The following is an 11,583-nucleotide window of genomic DNA, read 5'->3' as shown; positions in this document are numbered from 1 at the left end:
CTCAGTCCTCTCTCGTGATCGGGGCAACCGTCGCCCCGCAAAATGCAACTAAGTCATCGGGAGCAAGCTCAAGCTGATAGCCGCGCTTGCCGCCCGAGATAAAAATGGTATCCCAAAGGACGCATGTCTCATCGATCAGCGTCCGGAAGCGTTTTTTCATACCGACCGGGCTGCAACCGCCGCGGACATACCCCGTCGCGGCAAGCAGATCTTTGACATGCATCATGGTCAGCGACTTTTCGCCTGCGGCGCGCGCGGCGGCCTTGAGGTCGAGCTCGTCGGCAACAGGAATGCAGCACACGACATGGTCGTTGGACGGCGTCGTGCAGACCAGGGTCTTAAATCCCTGACCGGGCTCCTCGCCAAGCTGCTCGGAAATCGCGACGCCCAGACCTGACGATTCATCGCCATCGTCTTCGTACGTATGGAGAACATAGGAGATGCCGGCGCTTTCCAGCTCGCGCATCGCATTGGTTTTTGGCGTCTTAACAGCCTTTGCCATGGCACATCCTTTCCCTCGCAGAGCGACGCAAGGATTAAGTATAGGGCCAATTCCGCCGCATATGCCATCTCGACACACAGAAGCGCCACCGAATCAGAAGGAATCGGTGGCGCGTCGGTACTGCAACGTCTCTTTACTGCGCGTCGAGCTGCGCCTGACGCTCCCGGTCACGCTTGAGCAGCGGCGCCAAGAACTTGCCCGTGTAGCTCTGCGAACATGCCGCGACTTGCTCCGGCGTGCCTGAGACCACAACGGTTCCGCCACCATTGCCACCCTCGGGGCCCATATCGATCAGGCGGTCGGCAACCTTGATGACATCAAGGTTGTGCTCGATCACCAGAACCGTGTTGCCCGCATCGACCAGACGCTGCAACACGTCGAGCAGCTGGCGAACATCCTCAAAATGAAGCCCGGTTGTGGGCTCGTCCAAAATGTAGAACGTCTTGCCTGTCTGACGACGATGAAGCTCCTTGGCGAGCTTCACGCGCTGCGCCTCGCCGCCCGAAAGCGTCGTAGCGGGCTGGCCCAAGCTCACATAGCCCAGACCCACGTCATATAGGGTCTGCAGTTTGCGCTTAATCTGCGGGATATTCCCAAAGAAAGCCAATGCTTCGGTGACACTCATGTCGAGCACGTCCGAGATTGTCTTGCCGCGGTAGGTAACCTCGAGTGTCTCACGGTTATAACGCTTGCCGCCACATACCTCACAGGGGACATAGATATCGGGAAGGAAGTGCATCTCGATCTTGATCTGGCCATCGCCCTTGCACGCCTCGCAGCGACCGCCGCTCACGTTAAAGGAGAAACGTCCCGGTGAGTAGCCGCGCGCCTTCGACTCCGGCGTGCTTGCAAATAGCGCGCGCAGATCATCCCACAGGCCAATATAGGTCGCAGGGTTCGAACGCGGCGTGCGACCGATCGGTGACTGGTCGATATCGATTACCTTATCGATGCACTCGATGCCCTCAATCTTCTTGTACGGCCCCACGGGACGCGTCGAACGATGGATGGCATTCGTAAGCGCGGGCGCAATCGTATCGGTGACCAGGGAGCTCTTGCCCGATCCCGAAACACCGGTAACGACCGTGAGCGTACCGAACTCAATCTTGGCGGTAACGTTTTTGAGGTTATTAGCGCGGGCACCCGTGATCTTAAGACAGCCGCGGCCGGGCTTGCGGCGCTCATCGGGCACGCGGATCATCCGCTTGCCGGTCAAATAAGCACCCGTCATGGAATCGGGGCACGCCATGATATCGGCAGGCGTTCCCGCGGCAACCACGTGTCCGCCGTTAACGCCCGCACCGGGACCCATATCGATCACGTAGTCGGCAGCACGAATGGTATCTTCGTCGTGCTCGACGACGATAACGGTATTACCGATATCGCGCAAGCGCTCGAGCGTCCTGATCAGGCGCTCGTTATCGCGTTGGTGAAGGCCGATCGACGGCTCGTCCAGAATGTACAGAACGCCCATGAGGCCGGCGCCGATCTGCGTCGCCAGGCGAATACGCTGGGCCTCGCCGCCGGAAAGCGTCGCCGAGGCGCGATCGAGCGTCAGGTAGTCGAGTCCGACATCGACCAGAAAACGCAGGCGCTCCAGGATTTCCTTGACGATGCGCCCGCCGATAAACTGCTGACGCTCGGTAAGCTCCAGGCCCTCAAAAAACTCGAGCGACTCGCGGCACGACAGGCAGCAGACATCGTAAATGGACTTGCCGCCCACGGTGACGGCAAGCATCTCGGGACGCAGGCGAGCACCGTGACAGCTCGAGCACGGCTCTTCACGAATGTATTTCTCCAAGCGAGCCCTGGTGTTCTCGTTCGTCGTCTCGCTGTAGCGCTCGTACAGGATGTTGCGCACACCCGAGAACTTCGTGTCCCACTGGCTGCGACGCCCATCGAGCTTTTGATAGTCGACCGAAATCTTCGTGTCGCCCATGCCATCCAAAAACGCACGACGTACCCGCGGGGGCAGGTCCTCCCATGGCGTATCGGCACTCACCTTAAAGTGTTTGCAGACCGCAGCAAAAATCTGCGGATAATAGTTGGAGTTGCCGAACAGGCTGCCAAAGACTCCGTCGGCAATCGACTTTGAGGGGTCTTCAATCAGCGCCTCGGCATCGACTGTCTTTTTAAAGCCCAGGCCATCGCACTCGGGACATGCACCATAGGGCGCGTTGAACGAGAAATCGCGCGGCTGCAGGTCATCGATGGAATGTCCATGCTCCGGGCACGCCAGTGCCAGCGAATACTCCAGCAGCTCGCCCTCGGTTCCCTCGGGAGTGTCGCGGTCGGGCAGCATGTACACGTTCACGTTACCGTGCGCCAGCGCCGTCGCCTGCTCAACGGACTCGGCAATGCGACCCAGGGAGTTCTCTCGAATCACGATACGGTCGACCACGACCTCAATGTCGTGTTTGAACTTCTTGTCCAGGTCGATAGGGTCGTCAAGCGAGCGCACCTCGCCGTCGACGCGCACACGGCTAAAGCCCTCCGCACGCAGGTCCTCAAACAGCTTGGCATATTCGCCCTTGCGTCCACGAACCACCGGCGCCAACACAAACGCGCGACGGCCCTCCCCCGCCGCCAGCACCTTATCGGCGACCTGATCGGTCGTCTGACGCTCAATGACACGACCGCACTCAGGACAGTGCGGCGTTCCCACGCGGGCAAACAGCAGACGCAGATAGTCGTAAATCTCGGTTACGGTGCCCACCGTCGAGCGTGGGTTTTTGGACGTCGTCTTCTGATCGATCGACACAGCCGGCGACAGGCCGTCAATCGAGTCCAGATCGGGCTTGTCCATCTGGCCCAAAAACTGACGCGCATAGCTCGAAAGGCTCTCGACGTAACGGCGCTGGCCCTCGGCATAGATGGTATCGAACGCCAGTGAGCTCTTGCCCGATCCGGAAAGACCGGTTATGACCACGAGCTGGTCACGCGGAATGGAAACATCGATATCGCGCAGGTTATGCTCGCGCGCGCCGCGAATAACGATAGAAGAATCAGACATGGAAGCTCCTTGCCTCCTACAACTTCAAATCACACTGACGATGAGTTTAGCGCACTCCACGCGCACAGATGTTCGCAATACAAGATTCGCAGACCTTTTGCGTTGTCTGACGCCGCAGACTGCATGCACGGTCCGTACGTTCGAATACCGTCGATCGCCTACCACGCATCATGAATGACTCCCGCTCGCAAACGAGGGTACAATGGCGCTCGTGTCACACCGCGGGGCTCCGGCCCCAACATATACAAAGGAGTCAAACATGGGTTGCGAGCACGCACAGGCAGCCGGCGGGCAAACGGCGCCGTCGCAATTTGAGGAGAATACGCTGTCCGAGGTCAAGCGCGTTATCGCCGTGCTTTCCGGTAAGGGCGGTGTCGGCAAGTCATTCGTCACCGGCGCCATCGCCACGGAGCTTTCCCGCCACGGTCACAAGGTCGGCGTCCTCGATGCCGATATTACCGGCCCCTCTATCCCTAAGATGTTCGGCATGAGTGGACGTCACGTCCATGCCCTCGGCAACCTTATGCTGCCCGAAATCTCCGAGCACGGCGTCAAGGTTATGAGCTCTAACCTGCTGCTCCAAAACGAAACCGACCCCGTCCTCTGGCGCGGTCCGGTTATCGCGGGTGCCATCAGGCAGTTCTGGAGCGAAACCTCATGGGGCCCCATCGACTACCTTCTGGTCGACATGCCTCCGGGAACGGGCGACGTCGCCCTCACGGTCTTCCAGTCGCTGCCCGTCGATGGCATCGTCATCGTCACGAGCCCGCAAGACTTGGTCTCGATGATCGTCGCCAAGGCAGTCAACATGGCCGAGAAGATGAACGTCCCCATTCTGGGAATCGTCGAAAACATGAGCTATATCGAGTGCCCCGATTGCGGCAAGAAGATCGAGGTCTTTGGCAAGAGCAAGCTCCCCGAAGTCGCCGAGCGCTACAACCTCGACATCTTGGGTCAGCTTCCCATCAATCCGGCACTCGCCGAGGCCTGCGATAAGGGTGAAGTCGAGACCGCGCTGCCCGATGGCATGCTGCCCAAGGCCGTCTCTGCCGTCGAGGCCATTGCCCCGCACGAGACCGACGAGGCATAAGTGAACACGAACGCCTTCTATGACGTCCTGGTAATCGGCGGCGGGGCCTCGGGTCTCGCCGCCGCCGTTACGGCCGCACGCGCTGGCAAAAGCGCCTGCATCGTTGAGCGCGATGTTGCCTGCGGCCTTAAACTCCTTACGACCGGCAACGGCCGCTGCAACCTTTCCAACGAATCAATTGATTTCCAGCGGTACAACCACCCCGCATTCGTCGAATCCTTCATGGGTCCCCAGCCTGAACAAGAGCTCAGCAGTTTCTTCTCCTCGCTGGGCATCATGACGACCTCCGAGGAGGGCCGGCTGTATCCGCGTTCCCTTCGTGCCGAATCGGTGCGCGATGCGCTTCTCAACGCTTGCAATCACCTGGGTATCACCTTGATCTGTGGAGCAAACGTTGTCTCGGCATGCAAAGCCCCCGAGGGCTGGGCACTCCAAATAGACCGCCCCGCGCGAGCGCTCAAGGCAAAAAAGCACGACGACCGAAAATCGGAACTCCGCTCGCTTCGGAAGGCGCTCGCCGACACCCCTCGCACGAACGAGACGCTGCAGGCAAAGGCCGTAATTATCGCTACAGGCGGCAGCCCTGCCGACATCGCGAAGACGTTCAATCTTTCCCTCACACCGCAGCGCCCTGTCCTCTGCCCTGTGTCGGCATCGGTTTTCGGCGACCAGACTGCGCTCAAGACACTGGATGGCCTGCGCGTCCGCGCCCGTTTGACGCTCACCCGCAATCACGAGGAGCTCTGGCGCGAAGACGGCGAAGTGCTCTTCCGAACCTTTGGCATCTCGGGCGTTGCCGCCTTTAACCTCTCCCGTCGCGTCCAGCGCGGCGACACGATTCTGCTCGACGTTTTCCCCGACCTCTCCAAAGACGAGTTGCTCGATATGCTCAACCAGCGAGTTGAGTTGCTCGGCGGCTTTTCACCCCGCGACCCCCGCTGGCTCGACGGCATGCTCGCCCCGCAGTTCTCTCACGTTGTCTGCACCGCATTCGAACAGCGTCATCCAGGCTCCAACGATGTCATCCATCTGGTCTCAATCCTCAAGCATTTTAAGCTGCTCGTCGAGGGAACGACAGAGGAGCGTTCGGCCCAGGTCACGCGCGGCGGCGTGCCCATCGAGAGCGTCTCGGCTCCCAGCCTCTGCGTGAATAACGCGGCAGGCGCCCCACTTTACATCTGTGGCGAGGCGCTCGACATCGATGCCGATTGCGGCGGTTTCAACCTTGCGTGGGCTTGGATCTCGGGTATTCGCGCTGCAAGCAGCCTATAGCCGCGCAGTCTATAATCAAAGCGCATTCGGGCCGTCTGGGACACCGGACGGCCTCTTTCTTGCATCTAAGGAGACCTCGATGATCGAAATCACCCAAGTCCACGCGTCACTCGATGAGGCCGGCGACGAAACCGCCTGCCTCGCTATTGGTAGACGCGCCGTCAAACGAGCCCTGCGATGCGAGGATTCCCAGATTAAAGCCATTGAGCTCCATCGCAAGTCAATCGACGCCCGTAAAAAGCGAGATGTCCATTTTATTTTGAGCTTTCGAGTTGAGCTGACAAGCTCCCGACTCGAGCAGGAGGTGGTCGACCGCGTCGCCGAGCGCAACCGCTCGCGCATCCGCATGGTAGACGGCGAGGCTCCTTCATTCCCCAACCCCGTCTCGAATGCACCCAAGGAGCGCCCCATCGTTGTCGGCGCCGGTTGCGCCGGTCTCTTCGCCGCCCTAACCCTTGCCGAAGCGGGCCTTAAACCCCTGCTCATCGAGCGCGGCGACCCGGCACTTCGTCGCTCGGAAACGATTGATCTCTTTCTTAAGGAGCGTATCCTCGACCCCGAAAGCAATATCCAATTTGGCCTGGGCGGCGCAGGGACCTTCTCGGACGGCAAGCTCAACACGGGAACCAAGAATCCTGCCCATCGACTGATTCTCGAGACCTTCGTCGAAGCGGGCTCACCTCGCGACATCCTGTGGGACGCCAAGCCGCACATTGGCTCCGACATCCTCCCCACCGTCGTCACCAACATTTCCCAGCGCATCGAGCAGCTCGGTGGAACCGTCCGCTATCGAACAAAGCTCGTCAATATTCGAACCGATGAATCTGGCGCCATCACCGGCGTCGATGTCCAAACGCCCCAAGAAATCGCAAGCGAGGCAATCGCCACAAAGCACCTCATTCTCGCCTGCGGCCATTCCGCCCGCGACGTATTCGATCTTCTCAAAGAACATAACGTTGCCCTCGCGCAAAAGACCTTTGCCATGGGTGTGCGCATCGAGCATCCACAGCGCGACATCGACCGTGCCCAATATGGCCCTTCGGCGGGGCACCCGGCACTCGGAGCAGCCCCCTACAAGCTTGTCGCCCATCTCCCCAACGGCCGCAGCGTGTTCTCGTTTTGCATGTGCCCGGGTGGACAGGTTGTCGCGGCTTCTTCCGAGCAGGGTCATCTGTGCGTCAACGGTGCCAGCCTCAATGCCCGCAACGGGCGCAACGCAAATGCCGCCCTACTCGTTAACGTCACACCTGACGACCTTCCCGGCGATGATCCGCTCGCGGGCATTGAGCTCCAGCGCGCCTGCGAGCGAGCCGCCTATCGCCTGGGTGGTTCCAACTGGAACGCGCCGGCACAGCTCGTCGGAGATTTCCTTGCTAGACGCGCCAGCGCGGCACCCGGAAAGGTAAAACCAACCTATCCACTTGGCGTGACCTGGACGGCGATCGACGATGCCCTCCCGCAGCATATCGTCGAATCGCTTCGTTTGGGAATCCCCCTGCTCGGTAAGAAACTGCGTGGCTACGACCGCCCCGATGCGGTCCTCACTGGCGTGGAGACGCGTTCGAGCTCCCCGGTCACCGTCACCCGCGATCGAACATGCCACGCCGTGTCGACTCCGGGCCTTTACCCTTGCGGCGAGGGCGCCGGATATGCCGGCGGCATCATGAGTGCCGCCACCGACGGCATCCGTTGCGCTGAGGCGCTGATAGCAGACCTCTAGTGCACGGACTCCCGTGTCCAAACGACACAGGCCCCGAGCTCCACAGGGAACTCGGGGCCTGTTTGCTACTTCCCGAATCGTGCACCCTGACGTTTTCTGCCCGAAGCAAAGGTAGAGCCCTTGCGAGCCTGCGAACGCAAACGCTCGATCGTTTCGTCCTCAGATGCGCCCTCAAGCATCGCCCGAATCTGAACGACGGCATCGCGCAGACGTGCCGCCTCCTCAAAGTCCATGGCGGCGGAAGCGTTACGCATGTCCTCCTCCATGGTCTCGACAATCCGCACGAGCTCGTCATGCGGTAACCCTTCCAGCTGCTCGGCAAGCGTCTGCTCGGGTGCTACCGTCTCCGGCGCGGCGCCCTCGCCGTTTTCGTCGGGTGTATAGAACGCACCGTGACCCAGCGAATCGCCTCTCGAGCGTCCCTTCGAGCCCACGGTCTTTTCGGCCTCGGCAATAAAGTTCGAAATGTCGTTAATGGCCTTGCGGACCGTCTTGGGAACAATGCCATGCTCTTTGTTATATGCCATCTGAATCTCGCGACGGCGCTGCGTCTCCTCGATGGCTTCTTTCATCGAATCGGTCACAACGTCTGCATACATGATGACCTCGCCGTCGGCATTACGGGCCGCACGGCCAATCGTCTGAATCAACGAACGGCGGTTGCGCAAGAAGCCTTCCTTGTCAGCGTCGAGAATTGCCACCAGCGAGACCTCGGGAAGGTCTAGACCCTCGCGAAGCAGGTTGATGCCAACGAGAACATCAATCTTTCCCTCACGCAGCGTTCGCAGGATCTCGACACGGTCCATCGTCGCTGTATCGGAGTGCATGTAATTGACCTTAATGCCGGCATCAAGCAGATGGTCGGTCAGGTCCTCGGCCATGCGCTTGGTGAGCGTGGTCACCAGCACGCGCTCCTTGCGGGCCACACGCTCGCGAATCTCATCCTCGAGATCATCGATCTGGCCACGAACCGGACGCACGTCAATTTTGGGGTCGAGCAGACCGGTCGGACGAATGATCTGCTCAACGTCGTTCTGGCTCACCCGCAGCTCATAGTCGCCCGGCGTGGCCGAAACGTAGATGAACTGGGGAATCCTCGCCTCAAACTCATCGAAACGAAGCGGACGGTTATCGAGTGCCGAAGGCAGACGAAAACCATGCTCCACCAAGGTCACCTTACGCGAACGGTCGCCTTCGTGCATGCCGCGGATCTGCGGCACCGTTACATGGCTCTCGTCGATGATGCAGAGCATGTCCTTAGGAAAGTAATCGATCAGGGTAAACGGCGGCTCGCCCGGTTTTCGACCGTCCAGATGACGCGAGTAGTTCTCGATACCGTTACAAAAACCCATGGTCTCGAGCATCTCGAGATCATAGTCGGTGCGCTGCTGCAGACGCTGTGCCTCGAGCAGCTTATCGGTCGCCTTGAGCTCGGCCACACGCTTCTCGCACTCTTCACTGATTGATTTCAGAGCCGCTTTGACCTTGGGCTTCTCAGTCACGTAGTGCGAGGCCGGCCACACGGGAATAGCCTCGTACTCACGCAGCATCTCGCCGGTGACCTCATCGATCTCGGCAATCAGCTCGACCTCGTCGCCAAAGAACTCAAACCGCAACGGATGCTCGGCATAGGGCGGATACACGTCAACGACATCGCCGCGCACGCGGAAGGTGCCACGTGCCAAATCATAGTCATTGCGATCGTACTGGATATCGATAAGCGCATGGATAAAGTCATCACGCTCGAGCGGCACTTTCTTGTCGACATTCGGAGCTAGGCCCGCATAGTCCTCGGGAGAGCCAATGCCATAGATACACGAGACCGATGCGACGACGATCACATCGCGTCGAGATAGCAGCGATGCGGTCGCCTGATGTCGCAGCATCTCGACCTCTTCGTTAATCGAGGAATCCTTCTCGATATACGTATCGCTTTGCGGCACATACGCCTCGGGTTGATAGTAATCGTAGTACGACACAAAATAGACCACGGCGTTGTCAGGGAAGAATTCCTTGAGCTCGCTCGCGAGCTGAGCGGCAAGCGTTTTATTGGGAGCCATGACCAGCGTCGGCTTCCCCAGGGCCTCAATAGTCTTAGCCATCGTGAAGGTCTTGCCCGAACCAGTCACGCCCAGCAAAACCTGATAGCGGTCTCCATCCCTCACGCCCTGTACAAGCGACTCAATGGCCTTAGGCTGGGAACCAGCGGGCTCGTATGGGGACACGACCTTAAACGGCACCTCAGAGCCCTCAACGCCAAAACGTTTGAGCTCTCCTCCAACACGCTCAACTTCAAATTCCGCCATGGATACTCCTAACTCATACATCTGCAGCATACGCAGGCGGCAGGCCTAGTCCTATACGAACCGATCGGGATAGAGCGTCTTATATCGAACCCAGGCATTATTGACGCGAATCAGATACGCCTGCGTCTCGGGAAAGGTAATCGCGTTGTGAAGCGATGTGTCCTGCTGTGCCCAACCGTCTACATTGCCCATGCCCGCGTTATATGCGGCAATAGCGCTGTCCGTCGACCCGTTAAAATACGTTAGAAGATACGAAAGATACGCACAGCCAAACTCGATGTTCGTAGCGGGATCGTTAAGATTGTCGGCTGAATACTCACTACCATCGACAAGACCCAAGGCAATCATATCCTGGGCAGTCTCAGGCATCAGCTGCATCAACCCCCGAGCGCCCTGATTCGACTCAGCCTCGGGATCCCAATTCGATTCCGACTTTATGACAGCACACACCAGATACGGATCTAGATTGTGCGAAATGCTCGATTGCTTTACGTACGCCTCGTAGTCAATCGGATACAAAGGCTTAAAGAAGGCGGCAGGAGCATACGAGTAGACGAGCGAAATAAGGCCAAAGACGAACACAACGGCAAGTGGCGCCACGCGAAACCACGTAAAGAAACGTGTCCTAGACATCGGCCTCCTCCTTATCCACTACATCCCCGAAGCCATGGTGCAAAAGCCATGCGTCCAGTTGTTCAAAGAGCGAGTTGTCGCCCGCCGCATTATCGATTACCGTCGTAGCGAGATTGCAAAGTGAAGCCTCATCAGGTTGACATGCAGACCGCGCATCAAAATCAGTGGGCTCCATACCACGATGAATGGCACGCTCGCGACGAACTGCTAAAGGAGCACTGATAACCAGAATTTCATCAGCCAGGCCAAAAGCATCCTCAAAACCAGTCGGGGCAGAAACCTCGACCACCGCAAAGGGATAACGGGGAGACGAAACCGTGCAGCAGACCGGATCAAGAATCCTCAGTGACAGCTGTTCGACAAGAACCGGGTGAACGATGCCATTGAGCCGCGCAACTGTATCAGGAGAGGCGAAAGCTCGAGCAGCGAGGACATTGCGGCGAATGCCGCCCTCCCCGTCCAGAATGTCCCAACCGAATTCTTCCGCGAGGGCATTGACGATATCGGAGCCTGGCACATACAGCGATTTGGCAAGCTCGTCCAGATCGATAAGCATGGCGCCATGAGATTCGAGATAGCGGCAGGCAGTCGACTTACCCGAAGCAATATTGCCCAAGACAAAAACGGTAAACATCAAGTCCTCCCTAACGCCAATGGGAGTTATTATCGCGCAAATACAAAAGAAGGGCTCAAAATACAGCCAAACAGTAAGACAAGCTAAATGAAGGCGAGTTCTTGTATTACAGGTCTCTATCAAACGCAAAGAAGGGGGAGGCCGCGAGGCCTCCCCCTTCTTCAAGTCACATGACGGCTCGGTGCCGTCCACCGGTCAGCGGCGCCCTGGCCTCCCACGGGCCGGACCCGCAGTACTCTCGGCGCGATGGGGCTTAGCTTCCGGGTTCGGAACGGGACCGGGCGTGCCCCCCATGCTCTGGCCGCTGACCGGTGGGCGGCGCCCACCGTTACGGTGTCCGGTGTCTCACTCACGTGCCCTGGGGGCCGCATGGCGTATAGGGGAGATCTGACTCGGGGGCATCCTCGTGCCCG

General features: G+C 58.9%; 8 protein-coding genes and 1 rRNA gene. 3 read left to right on the top strand and 6 right to left on the bottom strand.

What is annotated here, in order from left to right:
- Position 1: 1 nt before the first annotated feature.
- Positions 2–502: a Cys-tRNA(Pro) deacylase gene (gene ybaK, locus SFLMC1_RS05765; RefSeq protein ID WP_138375029.1), complete on the bottom strand. Its 501-nt coding sequence runs from the start codon at positions 500–502 to the stop codon at positions 2–4.
- Positions 503–635: 133 nt separating this feature from the next.
- Positions 636–3,515: an excinuclease ABC subunit UvrA gene (gene uvrA / locus SFLMC1_RS05760; RefSeq protein WP_152074895.1), complete on the bottom strand. Its 2,880-nt coding sequence runs from the start codon at positions 3,513–3,515 to the stop codon at positions 636–638.
- Between the two features lie 259 nt (positions 3,516–3,774).
- On the opposite strand from uvrA, the gene SFLMC1_RS05755 reads away from it, so the two are divergent.
- The 3 genes from SFLMC1_RS05755 (at position 3,775) to SFLMC1_RS05745 (ending at position 7,597) form a co-directional block, all read left to right on the top strand.
- Positions 3,775–4,605, top strand: coding sequence for an Mrp/NBP35 family ATP-binding protein (locus tag SFLMC1_RS05755; protein WP_152074896.1), 831 nt, complete (start codon positions 3,775–3,777; stop codon positions 4,603–4,605).
- Positions 4,606–5,877, top strand: a complete 1,272-nt coding sequence (locus SFLMC1_RS05750; protein ID WP_152074897.1) for an NAD(P)/FAD-dependent oxidoreductase — start codon at positions 4,606–4,608, stop codon at positions 5,875–5,877.
- A gap of 79 nt (positions 5,878–5,956) precedes the next feature.
- The gene (locus SFLMC1_RS05745; RefSeq protein WP_152074898.1) at positions 5,957–7,597 is read left to right on the top strand and encodes an NAD(P)/FAD-dependent oxidoreductase; all 1,641 of its coding nucleotides are present in this window, start codon (positions 5,957–5,959) and stop codon (positions 7,595–7,597) included.
- A gap of 65 nt (positions 7,598–7,662) precedes the next feature.
- Here SFLMC1_RS05745 and uvrB read toward each other — a convergent pair whose 3' ends face one another.
- The 4 genes from uvrB to rrf all read right to left on the bottom strand — a co-directional run bounded on the left by uvrB (position 7,663) and on the right by rrf (position 11,479).
- Positions 7,663–9,903, bottom strand: a complete 2,241-nt coding sequence (gene uvrB / locus SFLMC1_RS05740; protein WP_152074899.1) for an excinuclease ABC subunit UvrB — start codon at positions 9,901–9,903, stop codon at positions 7,663–7,665.
- A 51-nt stretch (positions 9,904–9,954) separates the two neighbouring features.
- Entirely contained in the window at positions 9,955–10,536 is a 582-nt protein-coding gene (locus SFLMC1_RS05735; RefSeq protein WP_152074900.1) for a lytic transglycosylase domain-containing protein, read from the bottom strand.
- The gene (gene coaE, locus SFLMC1_RS05730) at positions 10,529–11,170 is read right to left on the bottom strand and encodes a dephospho-CoA kinase (RefSeq protein WP_152074901.1); all 642 of its coding nucleotides are present in this window, start codon (positions 11,168–11,170) and stop codon (positions 10,529–10,531) included. Before coaE ends, SFLMC1_RS05735 begins: the two co-directional genes overlap by 8 nt.
- Positions 11,171–11,363: 193 nt before the next feature.
- Positions 11,364–11,479, bottom strand: a 5S ribosomal RNA gene (gene rrf / locus SFLMC1_RS05725).
- Positions 11,480–11,583: the final 104 nt, after the last annotated feature.

Source organism: Collinsella aerofaciens (assembly GCF_901212495.1).
Classification (GTDB): Bacteria; Actinomycetota; Coriobacteriia; order Coriobacteriales; family Coriobacteriaceae; genus Collinsella; species Collinsella aerofaciens_H.
Note: the sequence above shows the minus strand (reverse complement) of the source record. Positions and strands in the feature narration are given on the sequence as shown.